The 15604-nt window shown below is 49.0% G+C and carries 16 protein-coding genes; 9 read left to right on the top strand and 7 right to left on the bottom strand.

The window, feature by feature from the left end; all coding sequences use genetic code 11:
* Positions 1–5 precede the first annotated feature (5 nt).
* Genes HPC38_RS01505 through HPC38_RS01480 form a run of 6 tightly spaced genes read right to left on the bottom strand, consistent with a single transcriptional unit; the run spans position 6 to position 6499 of the window.
* Positions 6–428 (bottom strand): YidB family protein, encoded by a 423-nt coding sequence (locus HPC38_RS01505; protein WP_208119518.1) that lies wholly within the window; start codon positions 426–428, stop codon positions 6–8.
* 14 nt (positions 429–442) lie between these two features.
* On the bottom strand, positions 443–1210 hold the full coding sequence (gene kdsB, locus HPC38_RS01500) for a 3-deoxy-manno-octulosonate cytidylyltransferase (protein ID WP_208119517.1): 768 nt from the start codon (positions 1208–1210) through the stop codon (positions 443–445).
* Entirely contained in the window at positions 1203–1385 is a 183-nt protein-coding gene (locus tag HPC38_RS01495) for a Trm112 family protein (RefSeq protein WP_208119516.1), read from the bottom strand. Before HPC38_RS01495 ends, kdsB begins: the two co-directional genes overlap by 8 nt.
* On the bottom strand, positions 1382–2353 hold the full coding sequence (gene lpxK / locus HPC38_RS01490) for a tetraacyldisaccharide 4'-kinase (RefSeq protein WP_208119515.1): 972 nt from the start codon (positions 2351–2353) through the stop codon (positions 1382–1384). The genes HPC38_RS01495 and lpxK overlap by 4 nt, the downstream gene beginning before the upstream one ends.
* Before the next feature lie 2 nt (positions 2354–2355).
* On the bottom strand, positions 2356–4128 hold the full coding sequence (gene msbA, locus HPC38_RS01485) for a lipid A ABC transporter ATP-binding protein/permease MsbA (RefSeq protein WP_208119514.1): 1773 nt from the start codon (positions 4126–4128) through the stop codon (positions 2356–2358).
* A gap of 34 nt (positions 4129–4162) precedes the next feature.
* A complete protein-coding gene (locus HPC38_RS01480; RefSeq protein ID WP_208119513.1) occupies positions 4163–6499 on the bottom strand; it encodes a DNA internalization-related competence protein ComEC/Rec2 in 2337 nt (778 codons plus the stop codon).
* 305 nt (positions 6500–6804) lie between these two features.
* On the opposite strand from HPC38_RS01480, the gene dksA reads away from it, so the two are divergent.
* From dksA to HPC38_RS01460, 4 genes are all read left to right on the top strand, one after another.
* Entirely contained in the window at positions 6805–7254 is a 450-nt protein-coding gene (gene dksA, locus HPC38_RS01475) for an RNA polymerase-binding protein DksA (protein WP_208119512.1), read from the top strand.
* Positions 7255–7353: 99 nt separating this feature from the next.
* Entirely contained in the window at positions 7354–8796 is a 1443-nt protein-coding gene (gene pcnB / locus HPC38_RS01470; RefSeq protein ID WP_208119652.1) for a polynucleotide adenylyltransferase PcnB, read from the top strand.
* 1 nt (position 8797) lies between these two features.
* On the top strand, positions 8798–9277 hold the full coding sequence (gene folK / locus HPC38_RS01465) for a 2-amino-4-hydroxy-6-hydroxymethyldihydropteridine diphosphokinase (RefSeq protein WP_208119651.1): 480 nt from the start codon (positions 8798–8800) through the stop codon (positions 9275–9277).
* Positions 9278–9429: 152 nt separating this feature from the next.
* Positions 9430–9600 carry a hypothetical protein gene (locus HPC38_RS01460; protein ID WP_235977567.1) on the top strand — a complete coding sequence of 57 codons (171 nt, stop codon included), beginning with the start codon at positions 9430–9432 and terminating at the stop codon, positions 9598–9600.
* 117 nt (positions 9601–9717) lie between these two features.
* Here HPC38_RS01460 and metX read toward each other — a convergent pair whose 3' ends face one another.
* Complete coding sequence (gene metX, locus HPC38_RS01455; protein WP_208119511.1) at positions 9718–10797, bottom strand: homoserine O-acetyltransferase MetX; 1080 nt, start codon at positions 10795–10797, stop codon at positions 9718–9720.
* Positions 10798–10965: 168 nt separating this feature from the next.
* Between metX and HPC38_RS01450 the strand changes: the two genes are divergently transcribed.
* From HPC38_RS01450 to rsxC, 5 genes are all read left to right on the top strand, one after another.
* The gene (locus HPC38_RS01450) at positions 10966–11853 is read left to right on the top strand and encodes a DMT family transporter (RefSeq protein ID WP_208119510.1); all 888 of its coding nucleotides are present in this window, start codon (positions 10966–10968) and stop codon (positions 11851–11853) included.
* A gap of 127 nt (positions 11854–11980) precedes the next feature.
* Positions 11981–12640 carry a SanA/YdcF family protein gene (locus tag HPC38_RS01445; RefSeq protein ID WP_208119650.1) on the top strand — a complete coding sequence of 220 codons (660 nt, stop codon included), beginning with the start codon at positions 11981–11983 and terminating at the stop codon, positions 12638–12640.
* A gap of 85 nt (positions 12641–12725) precedes the next feature.
* Positions 12726–13307 carry an electron transport complex subunit RsxA gene (gene rsxA / locus HPC38_RS01440; protein WP_208119509.1) on the top strand — a complete coding sequence of 194 codons (582 nt, stop codon included), beginning with the start codon at positions 12726–12728 and terminating at the stop codon, positions 13305–13307.
* 5 nt (positions 13308–13312) lie between these two features.
* Complete coding sequence (gene rsxB / locus HPC38_RS01435; protein ID WP_208119649.1) at positions 13313–13909, top strand: electron transport complex subunit RsxB; 597 nt, start codon at positions 13313–13315, stop codon at positions 13907–13909.
* A partial coding sequence (rsxC, locus tag HPC38_RS01430) for an electron transport complex subunit RsxC (RefSeq protein ID WP_208119508.1) occupies positions 13902–15604 on the top strand: 1703 nt, incomplete at its 3' end. The genes rsxB and rsxC, both read left to right, overlap by 8 nt.

Raw genomic sequence — 15604 nt, 5'->3', positions numbered from 1 at the left:
ACGTATTACTTTTTAAACAAACCGCCCAGCACAGATTGAATGCCTTTGCTGAGCAAATCGCTGTTGTTTGCATCATTTAAGTGCCCATTTGGACTGAACTTATCCACGATTTGTGGTAAAAATTGGGATAATAAATCTGATGCTTGATGTTTATTCTCAAGGCCCGCTTGTTGTGCGGCCTGCTCTAGCTCTTTCGAACCTAAAGCATGATCAATTTCTTGTGGGGAAACGGGTTTATTTTCACCCTGCCCTAGCCACGACTGCACCAAATCACCTAATCCGCCTTGTTGTAACTTGGCTAATAAGCCTTGTAGGCCGCCTTGTGAGTTGAGCAGCGCATTAATTAACTGCATGGCTTGCACACTCTGCCCACTTTTGCCCTGCCCTAACAGCCCTGACAAAACCGATCCGACTACTTTTTCAAACATACGCTATCCTTTGTTTATGCTAAAATTTGGCGAACTTTTTCCAAGTCCTCCTCAGTATCCACCCCAACCGCGGGCGTTTCTTGTGCAATGGCGATATGGATCTTTTCACCATACCACAGCACGCGCAGCTGTTCTAACGACTCAATTTGTTCAATCGGGCTTGGTGCCCACGCGATATATTGGCGAATAAAGCCTGCACGATAGGCATAAAGCCCAATATGGCGTAAATAAGGGAACGCACGAACCGCACTTTGCGCATTGCTCACAGCCTGCGCAGCAAATTCATCGCGGTGCCAAGGAATCGGCGCGCGAGAAAAATAGAGCACATAGCCGTCTTTGTCACATAATGCCTTAACCACGTTTGGATTGGCAAGCTCTGAAGCCTCATCAATTGGCACAGCGAGTGTTGCCATTTTCGCCTTGCTACCTGCAAGTAAATTCGCCACTTGCTGGATAATCGCAGGCGGAATTAAAGGTTCATCGCCTTGCACATTGACGACAATGTCATCATCGCTCAAGCCCAACACATCAATCACTTCTGCCAAACGTTCAGTACCCGAATTATGGCTTGCTGAAGTCATACACACTTCACCACCAAATTGCTCGACCGCACTTTTAACTCGTTCATCATCGGTGGCGACCACCACGCGCTGGGCGCCAGCTTTTTTGGCTTGTTCCCACACATGTTGAATCATCGGCTTGCCTACAATATCGGCCAATGGCTTACCTGGCAGGCGTGAAGAGGCAAATCGGGCTGGAATAATCACTGTAAAATTAGCCACGTTGCACCTCGTCTTTCAGTTCGACCGCACTTTCAGGTAGCAAAATGATAATATCTTGGTCAATCGGATAAGCCAGTTTTTCATGATCGCAGATGAAACGCTCACCTGCGGCATCATAGCGTAATTTTGCTTGGCAGCGAGGGCACGCTAGCATACCCAGTACGTGTTTATTCATGTCAATAACCTCTCTATTTTCGCTAATACAGGCGCAATCTCATCACTCATCTCCGCCTCCACAGGCACATACCACCAGTTTTCCTGTGCTTGGCTATGGTATTTCACCGCGTCTTTTTCTGTCATCAACAGCGCTTGCTCAACACTTGCCATCACTTTCAGCGCTGACAATTCGGCACATTGATGATCCGCCAAACTGTGGGTTGCAACAGGGGTAATTCCCGCGCGTTGTAAGGTCGAAAAAAACCGCTCAGGATAGCCGATGCCCGCCATTGCCACCACCGTTTTGGCTTGAAAATCGTGCAAAGGCCGTACTTCATGGCTGACAAGATTCACCGCACTTTGGGCTTTCAGGCGCATTTGGACTTCACCTTGCTGTGCCTGAGCGCCATTGCAAATAATGCCATCCACTGTTTTCAAACGCGCAGGGCACTCACGCAGAGGTCCTGCAGGCAACAAAAAGCCATTACCTAAACGCCGCACGCCATCGATAACCGCAAGTTCAATATCACGCGCTAATTTGTAGTGTTGCATACCATCATCGGCAATAATCACGTCAATATGATGTTGTGCCAGCAATGCCTCAATAGCGCGCTTGCGATAAGGACACACTGCGACAGGAACGCCTGCACGTTTAGCGATCAATACTGGTTCATCACCGACTAAACGGGGATCACTATCACCATTCACCAACCGCACTTTATCCGTTTTTTCACCGCCATAGCCGCGTGAAATAATCCCCACACGGTGGCCTTTCGCCAATAGCTGCTGCGCAAGCCAAATCACCACGGGTGTTTTCCCATTGCCACCCACACTAATATTGCCCACAATCACCACTGGCACGGGCGCTTTGTAGGGCGTCAACACGTGTTGATAGCACCACCGCCGCAGGCTGGCCACCAAACCAAAGAGCGCTGAGAGCGGCAACAAGAGATAGCTTAAAAACGTCCGTTTATACCAAAATTTCATGATTACGCGTGATTAAATTGCATTTTATGCAGCTGAGCATAGGCCTGCCCTTTTGCCAGTAATTCGGTGTGGGTACCTTGCTCAACAATTTCACCGTGGTCGATCACCACGATTTCATCAGCATTTTCAATCGTGGATAAACGGTGCGCAATCACGATAATCGTACGCTCGTTACGCATATCATCCAGTGCCGCTTGAATAGCACGCTCTGATTCGGTGTCCAGCGCAGAGGTGGCCTCATCAAGCACCAACACACTGGCATTTCGTAGCAAAGCGCGCGCAATCGCCAATCGCTGACGCTGCCCGCCTGAGAGCATCACACCATTTTCGCCCACCACCGTGTCCATACCCTGAGGTAAATCTTCAATAAATTCCAGCGCATAGGCAGCTTTTGCCGCTGCGATAATCTGCTCACGGGAATAGTGCTCCGTTGCCGCATACGCAATATTATTAGCCACCGTATCATTAAATAAATGTACCTGCTGTGACACCACCGCACAGTGCTTGCGCAGGTTTTCCAACGTGTAGTCTTGCACGTTGCGCCCATCGAGGCACACCTCGCCGTGCTGAACATCATAAAAACGGGTGATTAAATTGGCAATCGTTGATTTTCCCGACCCTGAGCGCCCCACTAGTGCCACCGTTTTGCCTGCAGGAATAGTAAGATTGATATGGCGTAGCACATCGTTGTTTTTGCTGGCATAGCGAAATGTCACATCGTGAAAACTCACCTCACCACGCACTTTATCGAGAACCAAGGTGCCATCATCTTTTTCCTTCGGCAAATCCATAATGCTAAATAAGGTTTGACACGCTGCCATGCCGCGTTGAAATTGTGCGTTTACATTGGTTAGGGATTTTAGTGGCTTCATCATCGCGAGCATCGAGGAGAACACCACGGTAAAATCCCCCGCCGTCAATGATTGCTCCATAATGCTTGGAACGGTTGCAAGATAAAGCACCACCGCCAATGCAAATGAAGCGATGATCTGCACAATAGGGTCGGAAATAGCCGATGCCATCATCATTTTCATCCCTTTGCGGCGCATATCATTGCTGACGTGATTAAAACGATCTTCTTCCACCTTTTGCCCACCAAAAGAAAGCACCACTTTATGCCCCTTGAGCATCTGCTCAGCACTAGCGGTCAGTTCCCCCATAGAGGTTTGCATATTTTTACTTAAGCGGCGAAAATGCTTTGAAATCATACTGATCAGCACGGCAATAATCGGGCCGATAATAAATAGCACCACGGAAAGTTGCCAGCTGGTGTAAATCATCACTGCCAGCAGGGAAATCAAATACGCCCCTTCACGCACAATGGTTACCAACGCCCCTGATGAAGACGCCGCCACTTGCTCGGAGTCGTAAGTAATGCGTGAGAGTAATTTGCCTGACGAGTTGTTATCGAAAAAAGTCACTGGCATATACATCATATGCTTAAACAATCTCCGTCGCATCACCATGATCACTTTGCCTGACACCCACGCCAAGCAATAGGTGGATACAAAATTACTCAAGCCTCGGAAGAAAATCAAAATCACCACCACCACAGCCATGATTTTCAAAAAGCTGCTGTCCGCTTTGCCAAAGCCGTCATCGAGCAGCGGCTTTAACATATAAATCAAGCCAGAATCGGTTAACGCATTGATAATCAAGGCAATCGCTGCCACAATTAGACCTGATTTAAACGGCAAAATCATCGGCCACAGGCGTTTAAACGTTTTCCCTGTTGAGAAATCTTTATCCAGTAATTCAGTTTCTGTTTCGCTCATGCTATCTATTCTTTCACACTAATTTGCGCTTATTTTAACTGTTATTGCCCGCCACGCCAACAATTGAATGATACCACGGCGAATACCGCCCGCGCGCGCAGGCAATTTGCCAGCCGTTATTCCGCACACTAATACGAATTTGCCCACAAAGTGCGGTGTCATAAACCGCACTTTGTATTTTTGCAAAGCGGCTAAGCACCGATGGATGCGGAAAGCGCCAAGGATTATGCAACCCAACCCCAATTAACCCGACTTTAGGTTGCAGTGCGCTGAGAAACTGCCAAGCACTGGACGTTTTGCTGCCATGATGCGCCACCTGAAGCCAATCCACATGCCCAACCTGATGCGCAATCATTCGCTCGCCTTTTGCATCCAAATCCCCCGTGAGCAAAAATCGAAGCCCATCACGTTCAACCAGTAGCACGCAAGAGTCCTGATTATGCGCCCGCAAAGGGCGTTGCTGAGGCAAAAGTGCGGTCAATGCAAAGCCCTGCCAATGCCACCGACGGCCTGCAACGCACGGCTGTGCAGCTACGCCGTAGTCTTTCATGGAAGGGCTGATAAAAGAGAGCGTTGGGTAGTGCGCGAGCAAATCACGCACGCCACCACTGTGATCATTATCGTCATGGCTAATAATCAGCACTTCTGGCTGAATGCCCGCGCGGGTAAGGTAAGGAATCAGCTCCAACTTCGCCATACTGCCGTCCGCCCAGCCTTGCCCTGTGTCATAAATCAGCGCTTTGCCTTGACTTTCCAATAACAAAGATAGCCCTTGCCCCACGTCCATCATGCTTAACTGCCAGCGTGGCGTGCGTTGCAGTGTCGCCAGTAGGCTAGCCACAGCGAGCATAAAAAATAAAAGTGCGGTTTTGCCATAATGTCGAAAGGGCACGGCGCCCCTTTCCTCCGTTGTAATCGGGGCATACTTGAGTGCTAACAGCAAAAGTGCGGTCAGCATAAACGCCCCCGCACTCACACACCACATCGTGTGGGTGGATAGCATCAGCAGACGGTTAGGAAGCGCCTCAAGCAGCCAAACACACAGCGCGAAAAGCTGATCTAACCACGCCCAAGGCAGCAACCCAGTGAAGATATTGAGCAGCAATAGCGGCATAAGCAACAAGCTGAAAATGGGCAACAATACTAAATTGGAGAACAATGCCCCCACAGCCAACTGACCAAAAAGCAACAACTGCACAGGAGTAAATAGTAGCAATAAACCTAATTGTAGCTGCACTAATGACACTGCCCCCCAAATGATTTTGCTCCACCACGCGCCCGGCAACAAAGCTCGAAGACGTTGCCCGCGCCAGCACACACGATGCAACGGCAGCCACAGATTAAATGCCCCAATCGCCGCCACAGCGCCAAATGAGAGCCAAAAACCTTCCTGCAAATACGCAAAAGGCGTGAGTAACGTCACCACGCACGCGGCATACAGCAGCACTTGCCACCACCGCAAATGAATACGCAAGAGTTTTACCAAAAGCCACACCGAAAGCATACACAGTGCGCGCTGAGTCGGCAGAGAAAAATTCGCCAAGTAACTGTATCCCAAAGCAAAAATAAAGCTGACCAGCAACGTAAAGTGCGGTTCGACCCAACGCATAGGCAACAACCACTGCACGCCACGCGCCAAAATAAAGCCAAACAACGCAATCAACCCAATATGCAGCCCTGAAATCGCCATCAAATGTGCCGTGCCACTGGCACGAAACAGCTGCCACTGGGCTTGACTTATTTCGGCGCGCTCGCCAAACCCCAGCGCCAGTAACAAGCCTTTGTACACATGCCCGTCAAGCGCATTTTCAGTGCGCTCAAGCCAGCGTGCACGCATGCCTGTTGGCGCGGCGAGCTGCTGCCCTTGTTTAACTGTGGCTGTTGCCACAATGCCTTGTGCAATCAGCCACCGCTGGCGACTAAATCCGCCAAAATTAAGCCGCCCTTTCAATGCCGCAGGCTTTAGCGTAAGCTGCCATCGCGCGCCCACTTGCGCAGGCATGGGTATTTTCCAATTCAACAAAAATTTGGCGTTTCCTTGTTGCCAAGGGCGAAGATCAAGTCTTGCAACCACGCTGGTGTAAACCGCACTTTGATGGTTAATCGCCACGATCTCCGCCTGAGTGGTGATCGTCCCCAGCCTAGCAACGGCATTGGCCTGCGCCCAAAACTGCACGATATAACATTGCACCGCCCCCCCACACAGCAACAAAAGTGCGGTGGTGACCAGCACTCGCCTGCGTTGTCGCCATCCCAGCAGCATCACCCCTGCCCCGCTGAGCAGTAAATAAGGATAATACGCCAGCGCCACCAGTGGCATAAATAGTACCTGCAAAAGTGCGGTTAAATAACACAATGAAAATCGTAACACACGCAATCTCAATGGATAAATAAGAGACGTTTATCAAAAAATTATACGTGACAAAAGGTGTATTTTTTTATTTTGGAATGGCGATCGCAAAAGTGAAATCCATCACAAATTTCAATAAAAATTGACATAAGCATGATTAGACGTTCAAAAATAAATCAATCTTGACAATATTTTATTTGCCAAACGCTAATAGGTCTGATAAATATACGCCTTTAAAAATTCGTGACAGGCTCTACCTAGAGGGAGTTATTGTCATTCACTCATGAATGAACCTTGCTTTAGCAGTTCACACACAGGAGAATAAAATGAGTAAAAGTGCGCCGAAAACGTCGTTAAGCCTTTTGTCTTTGGCAGGCGTGGAGCCTTATGTTGAAAAGAAAAATGAAGAATATATGAATGAGAACCAACTCGCTCATTTTAAAAAAATTCTCCATGCTTGGCGAGACCAAATCGTTGACGAAGCAGGTAAAACCGTTGCACAAATGCAAGATGAAGCTGCCAACTTCCCTGATCCTGCCGACCGTGCCACTCAAGAAGAAGAATTTTCACTGGTATTGCGTAGCCGCGATCGCGAACGCAAATTGTTGAAAAAGATCGATCACACTTTAGCGAAAATTGAATCAGGCGATTTTGGCTACTGCGACACTTGCGGTGTAGAAATAGGCATTCGTCGCCTTGAAGCGCGCCCAACAGCAGATTTATGCATTGATTGCAAAACATTAGCAGAAATTCGGGAAAAACAAACCTCAAAATAACGCTATATCAGCCCCTCCTTACAGGGGCTTTTACTTGCAAAATCGACTTTTTTGACTACAATTTGCAATCGTATTTCAGCTTGCCAATTGAGGTGACCTATTTTAAAACTGATTAAACAATTTTTCGGCAAACAAGAACAATCCACCGACTCGGTGAAAACATCTTCTACACCGCCGCGTAAATCTCCTCGCACCACGCAGGACACTGCTGCGACACTTACGCCTGCACGCCTAAAAGCAGATAGCCTTGGCATCCATTCGCGCATAATTTCGCGCAATGCGCTTAGCGTCATCACTAAACTGCAACGCCACGGTTATGAGGCCTATTTGGTGGGCGGCTGCCTGCGCGATGTATTACTTGAGCGTATTCCTAAAGATTTCGACGTAGCGACCAACGCCAGCCCAGAACTCATTAAACGTACCTTCGGGCGTCAATGTCGTCTCGTTGGAAGACGCTTTCGCCTCGCCCACATTATGTTTGGACGCGAGATCATTGAAGTGGCAACATTTCGTGGCGATACGGAAAACCACGATGAATTACAGCGCAAATGCAATACAGACGGCATGCTGTTGCGCGATAATGTTTACGGCACCTTAGAAGACGATGCCAAACGACGCGATTTCACTGTTAATTCGCTGTATTATGATCCGCAACGCAACGTGGTGTTAGATTATTTCAACGGCGTGGACGACATTCGCGCGGGTAAGCTGCAGCTCATTGGTGACCCTAAAGTGCGGTATCAAGAAGACCCCGTGCGGATTTTACGCGCCGTGCGCTTCATGGCGAAGCTCGATATGTTTCTTGAACGTGAAAGCCTAGAACCGATCGCACACTACGCCCACTTGCTACGCCAAATCCCCTCTGCGCGCTTGTTCGATGAATCATTGAAATTACTGCAAAGTGGCAATGGATTGAAGACCTATCACCTGCTGCGCAAGTACGATCTCGTGAAATATCTCTTTCCAACCTTAGTGGCCTATTTCACGCCGAATCAAGATTCGCTTGCTGAACGTATGATTGAACATGCGCTGCGCGCAACCGATGAACGTATTGCCGATCATCTACGGATCAATCCTGCGTTTATGTTCGCGGCCATTTTTTGGTATCCACTGCGTGAAAGCATGGAGCAACTGAAAAATGAGGCCAATTTAACAAACCATGACGCCTTTAATGTGGCGGCTGCCGATGTGCTAAGCGGGCTATGCAAAGCGCTGGCGGTGCCACGCCGACATACCATCGTGATCCGCGAAATTTGGGCATTACAGCTGCAATTCCCACGGCGCAACGGTCATCAAGCTGACCGCACTTTTGCACGCGCTAAATTCCGTGCAGGCTTTGATTTGCTGGCGATGCGTGCTGAGCTAGAAAAAGGTGATTTGATTGAGCTAACACAATGGTGGCATGAATATCAATTAAGCAACGAAAGCCAACGCAACGCCTTAGTGCAGGCGCAAAATCAAAAATCACCGCCCGTGAAAAAACGTCGCCGACGTCGCAGACGCAATCAGAAAACCACCCATAACGGAGTGGATAATGGCTGACATAATCCGCGCTTACATCGCACTGGGCAGTAATTTAGCTAACCCAGTACAGCAGCTTAATCATGCGCTGGCTGCACTCAAACAGTTACCTCATAGCACGCTAAGTGCGGTCAGTCCATTTTATCAAAGCACGCCGCTCGGCCCGCAAGATCAACCAGACTATATTAACGCCGTCGCCGCACTGGATACCGCTCTTGCCCCACTGGATCTGCTTGATCACTTACAACGCATTGAACATGCCCAAGGTCGCATACGCAAACGTCGCTGGGGCGAGCGCACACTTGACCTCGACATTTTACTTTATAGTGATGAGATCATTCACACTGAGCGCCTCACTGTGCCACATTACGACATGCACCAGCGTGAATTTGTGCTCATTCCACTGCTTGACATCGCCCCCAATTTAACTCTGCCCGACGGCACCGCACTTAAACAGCTCGCCACCCCATTTGCGCAGCATCGCATGCAAAAAGTACGGTGAATTTTACGATCACCATCGCACATTTTCGCCAGCCATCTTGCCCATTGTTAAGTGATCAATTACGCTGCAATACATATCACTTATGCGGGAGGCGTGATGTTTACATTATTTAAACGCCCATTTGAGAAAGAAACGCTGGATGCGTGGGCAAAATGAGTGACGACATTGCGAAGGTAGCTATCTTGGCTGTTCCTGTTGTCATTCTGGGCGAAAATGCTATACTCAACAAAGTGCTAAATGCCATTATGCTGTTGACTGCAATATTTCTTTTTATGAATATTTCCCGTAAACTCAGAGTATTAAAAGTAACGTTAGGAGGGTAAATGAGCGGAGTAACATTAAGTATCGCTATTTTTTTACTCATGGCGGTGCTTTTTAACTACTTAGTTTCTAAAGCAGCCAATCAAAAAAATTAACCTAAGCCTGCTTGCGCAGGCTTTTTACATCTGCCCCAGCCCTTTGCGCAAAAATGGTTCAAAAAAGTCGTATTCCACCAAAAAAGCGTCATGACCAAAATCGGAGTTAAGCTCGTAGTAGTCTAAATTCACGCCACTTGCTTGCAGCTGGTCGCGGCTGGTGTGCATGTCGCTAAGTGTGAAAAGTTGATCACTGGCCACCGCCACTAAAGTATAGTGCGCCTGAATGCGTGAAAGTGCGGTTTGCAGAGAATCAAAGCCGTCTGCAGGATCAAAATTGTCCAGCGCGCGCGTGAGATGCAAATAGCTATTAGCATCAAAGCGTTCAAGAAATTTCTGCCCTTGATAACTCAGGTAGGACTCCACTTGGAAGGTGTCGCCAAAATAACGCGGTTCTTGCTTTTTAGCGCGCCCAAAGGCCTTATTGAGCTGTCGTGGCGTGCGATAAGTCAACATACCCAGCATTCGTGCCACTGCTAGCCCTTGGTGAGGCGGTGTGGTGTCGTAGTAATCGCCGTTGTTAAAGTGCGGATCGGCAATGATCGCTTGGCGCATAACGTGATCAAAGCCTACCGCCTCTGGGCTGAGTGTCAGTGAGGAGCAGAGGTTGAGCACATGAGTCATCATATGAGGATAAGTGATCGCCCATTGTGTCGCTTGCATGCCCCCAAACGAGCCACCTATCACCGCATGCAGATGGGTGATGCCCAGCGCATCTAACAGCCCCTTTTGCACTTCGACAATGTCTTGTACGCTGATCGCAGGAAAACGGCTGCCAAACGGCTTGCCATCTAGTGCCATTGATGATGGGCCTGTTGTGCCTTTACAGCCCCCAAGCACATTAGAGCAAATAAAAAAATAACGTTCTGTATCCAATGCCAGCCCTGGCCCCATAAAATTTTGCCACCAGCCTTTTTCACCAGATTCTGGCGCACAATAAGGCGTGGCATCTCCTGTCAGCGCGTGACAGATTAACACCGCGTTATCTCGCTGCGCGTTGAGCGTACCGTAGGTTCGATACGCCACATGAATATGCGCCAACGAACCACCATAAAAAAGTGTGAGTGGTTGGTGTTGAAAAAGGGTGATATGTTGGGTTGTCATACGGCCTTACAAGCTACTTTACGAAATGCCATTACGTTACCGAGCAGGCGATAAGATGTCAAGAAATTTTAGCAGTCTAAACGTCTAGATTTAAAAACGGCTAAAATACCCTTTGCATTTTGCCACTTGCACGGTATGCTTATAGCATTTTTCACCACAGTAAACTTTATGTTACATCACCCAATCAAAGGCGCCGTGGCGATGATTCTCGCGGGCATTGTGTTTGCCGCCATCAATGCCTTAACCCAAATTTTAGGGCTTCACTCGACCATCAGCTCGCAGTCGGTGGCGCTTTATCAATATTTATTCGCACTGCTCTTTCTCGCGCCCAGTCTCTTGCGCGCAGGCAAAAGTGTGCTGAAAACCGACTTTCTCACCTGGCATATTGTGCGCGTAGGTATCTCAGTAGTCGGCATTCAATGCTGGATCAGCGCGCTTATCTATCCCATCCCGATCTGGCAAGGCATTGCATTAATTATGACCTCACCGCTGTTTGCCACCCTAGGGGCGGCGATCTTTTTGAAAGAAAACGTCGGTATTAACCGCCTATTTGCCACGTTGCTTGGCTTTAGTGGTGCAATGTTGATTTTAAAACCGTGGGCTGAGGATTTTAATCCAGTGGCCTTGCTGCCTTTAGCGGCGGCGCTGTGTTGGGCGATTTATTCCTTAATGGTGAAAAAACTCTCCGCCCACGAGTCACCGACCACGATCGTGGTCTATCTATTTGTTTTAATTACGCCGTTTAACCTATTAATGGCGCTTAACAACAGCCTTGCTGCGCCGAGTGCAATGGAGCTAGGCTATTTAATTTTACTCGGCTTTTTAACCGCCATTGCGCAGTTGGCGGTGGCGAAGGCGTATAATTTTGCTGATGCCGCCTATTTGCAACCGTTCGACTTTTTAAAATTGCCACTCAATGTGCTCGCTGGCTGGTGGCTCTTCTCAGCCGTGCCACCTGGGCGGTTGTGGTTGGGCGCTGCGCTGATTATTATCGCAATTTTATACATTACTTATAGCGAAAATGCTGCCCAAAAAGCAAAAGTGCGGTCTGCGTAGCTTTTATCGCACGAACAAACTCGGTATAATCGCCTTACGCTAAGCGCATAAGAAGATTATGGCGAAAAAGAAAACACCCAATAAAACCGCACTTTACCTCTCGCACGCGTGTTTCGCGCTGGCGAGAATGCGTGCGTGGATGCCTAAACTGTTGCGTTATGTCGGTTTAAGTGCGCTTTGTGCGCTGTTGCTGGTGGCGATCATTGATATTGGCGTGAGTTTGTATGTACGCGCTGATGTGTATGACGACCTTGACACGCTGCCTTACCGCCCTTACGGCTTGGTGCTGGGCACCTCGCGTTATTTCAGCGACAACTCGCTGAATTTGTTTTATTACAATCGTCTGCTCTCAGCGCAAAAGCTAATCAAAACGCACAAAGTAGATTATCTTCTGCTCAGCGGTGACAACCGTCAGGCCTCCTACAACGAGCCGCGTAATATGTTCAAAGACTTACGCAAGCTCGGTGTGAGCGCGGATTTTTTATATCTTGATTTTGCAGGCTTTCGTACGCTGGATTCGGTCATTCGCGCTAAAGATATTTTCCATGCGCACGCAATGACAATAATCTCACAGCGCTTTCACTGCGAGCGAGCGCTATTTATTGCCAAATATTACGATATCAACGCCATTTGTTTCGCCGCCGACTACCCTGAAGGCCATTACGGCGTGCGCATGCGTGAGCTATTGGCGAGGGTATACATGCTGTGGGATTTGCTCACACAGAAAAAACCGCACTTTTTAGGCAAACCTGAACCTCTGCCGCCGCCCTTGATGGTGGATCCATAAGTTTGCGAAAATAATCACGATCGAGTATTGTTCTAACTGAGATAAATCGCCATAATAGCACCCTTACATTTTTGGCTTTGAGACGATGATAGATTACCTTTTGTTGGTTATTGGCACTGCATTGGTCAATAACTTTGTATTGATTAAATTTTTAGGCCTGTGTCCGTTTATGGGGGTTTCAAAAAAAATAGAAACCGCTATCGGCATGGGCTTGGCCACCACATTTGTCCTCACGGTGGCCTCGCTGTGTTCGTATCTTATCCAGCGCTACATCCTCACACCGCTTGATGCCAACTTTTTGCAAACATTAGTCTTTATTTTGGTGATCGCCGTGGTGGTGCAGTTCACAGAAATGGTGATCCATAAAACCAGCCCAGTGCTCTATCGCTTATTGGGCATTTTTTTGCCTCTCATCACCACCAACTGCGCCGTACTTGGCGTGGCGTTGCTTAACGTCAATCTTTCCCATAATTTAGTGCAATCTGTGGTGTATGGATTTAGTGCCTCCCTTGGCTTTTCACTGGTGCTGGTGCTGTTTGCTGCCTTGCGTGAGCGCCTAGCGGGTGCTGATGTGCCTGCGCCATTTCGTGGTGCGTCCATTGCGTTAATTACCGCAGGGCTGATGTCGCTGGCATTTTTGGGCTTTGCTGGCTTGGTACATAGCTGATGAATATGCTCACGCAACTGACTACCTTGCACTGGGTGCTCATCGTCATCTCACTACTCGCGCTGATTTTTGGCGCGATTTTAGGCTTTTCGTCGGTTAAGCTCAAAGTCGAAAGCGATCCCATCGTTGATAAAATCGACGCACTGCTGCCCCAAAGCCAGTGTGGGCAATGTGGCTACCCAGGTTGTCGTCCTTATGCCGATGCCATTGCAAATGGCGATGTGATCACCAAATGTGTACCTGGTGGGCAACCTTTGGTCGTGCAGCTCGCAGATTTGTTGGGCGTTGAGGTGCCCAAAACCGATTTTGACGAAGGCGCGCCTGAGGTAAAAGTCGCCTTTATCCACGAAGACATGTGCATTGGTTGCACCAAGTGCATTCAAGTCTGCCCAGTGGACGCCATTATTGGCGCAAACAAAGCCGTACACACCGTGATCCCACGTTTGTGTACAGGCTGTGAGTTGTGTGTGGCACCTTGCCCGACCGATTGCATTACCATGGAGCCAGTGAAAAAAGATCTCGAGCATTGGAACTGGCAGTTTGACCGCACTTTGATCATTCCAACGCGCACCATTGAAGAGAAGGAAGAGCATCATGCGTGATCTGCTCCAACGCCTAGACAGTGGCAAGCTATGGCATTTCCCTGGCGGCATCCACCCGCGGGAGATGAAATCGCAATCAAACGGCAAACGTATTGCCCGCATCGCGCTGGCGAAAGATTTTTATATTCCGCTTAAACAGCATATCGGGCAAGCCGCCAGCGTTTGTATCAATGTCGGCGAACATGTGTTAAAAGGACAAAAACTGACTCAGCACAGTGATTATCGCCATGTGCCCGTACACGCGCCAACGTCGGGTTACATTCGCGCCATTGCGCCATTTCCTGCTAACCACCCATCGGGCTTGAATGAGCTGATGATTCACCTTGAAGCCGATGGTGAAGACTGTTGGGCAGCGCTTGAGCCAACACCAGATTACTTAAGCCTGTCATCACAAGCACTGGTGGAGAAAATTCACCATGCAGGCATTGCTGGCCTTGGTGGCGCAGTGTTCCCAACCGCGCGCAAAATTGAGGCGGTGTTATCAGGCATTGAGGCGTTAATTATCAACGGTGCGGAGTGTGAGCCGTACATCACCTGCGACGATCGCTTAATGCAAGATTACACCAGTGAAATGCTCGAAGGGGTGCGCATTTTGCGTTACCTCACCCGCGCGCAAAAAGTGGTGATTGCCATTGAGGATAACAAACCGCGTGCCATTCATGCAGTCAAAAAAGCGCTCAAAGGCGCCAACGATATTATCTTGCGCGTGATCCCGACCATTTATCCGTCAGGTGCATCTAAACAGCTTATCCAAATTTTAACGGGGCTGGAAGTGCCACAAGGTGCCCGCTCTTCAGAGCTCGGCATTTTAATGCATAACACGGGCACAGCCTATGCCATTAAACGTGCCGTTGTCGATGGCGAGCCGATGATTGAACGGGTGGTGACTCTCACAGGCGATAAAATCCCGCAACCGCGCAACTATTGGCTACGCTTTGGCACACCGATTTCGCATGTCCTTAACCAAGTGGGCTATCAAGCCGACCCACGCTTGCCGATTTTTGTCGGTGGGCCAATGATGGGGTACATTCTGCCGAACCTCAATGCGCCGATTACCAAACTCAGCAACTGCATCATCGCGCCCGATCACTTTGAATACCAAGCGCAACCCAGCGAACAAGGCTGCATTCGTTGTTCAAGCTGCTCCGATGCTTGCCCTGTGCAACTGTTGCCACAACAACTTTATTGGTTTGCGCGCAATGAAGAGCACGACAAATCAACCCAGTACAACCTCAGCGCCTGCATTGAGTGCGGCGTGTGCGCCTACGTGTGCCCAAGCCACATTCCGCTTATTCAGTATTTCCGCCAAGAAAAAGCCAAAATTGCTGACATCAAGGAAAAAGAACGCCTTGCAGAAGAGGCCAAAGTGCGGTTTGAAGCTCGTGAAGCACGTTTGTTAAAAGAAAAACTCGCCCGTGAAGCGCGCGCCAAAGCTGCCGCCGAGAAACGTCGGCAAGAGGTGGCCAACCAACAAGGGGAAGACCCGGTTAAAGCCGCCCTTGAGCGTTTAAAAGCGAAAAAAGCGCAAGCCGACGCTACGCCGCAAAACACCATTCAAGGTGAGAAAGGCAAAATATTGCCTGATAACAGCGCATTAATGGCGCAACGCAAAGCCCGACGCTTGCAAAAACAAGCAGAACAAACCCAAAATGCGGTTGATCCAACCACCGACGCGCCGCGCAAAGCTGCGGTACA

This window comes from Spirabiliibacterium pneumoniae (assembly GCF_014884995.1).
GTDB classification, from domain to species: Bacteria; Pseudomonadota; Gammaproteobacteria; order Enterobacterales; family Pasteurellaceae; genus Spirabiliibacterium; species Spirabiliibacterium pneumoniae.
Note: the sequence above shows the minus strand (reverse complement) of the source record. Positions and strands in the feature narration are given on the sequence as shown.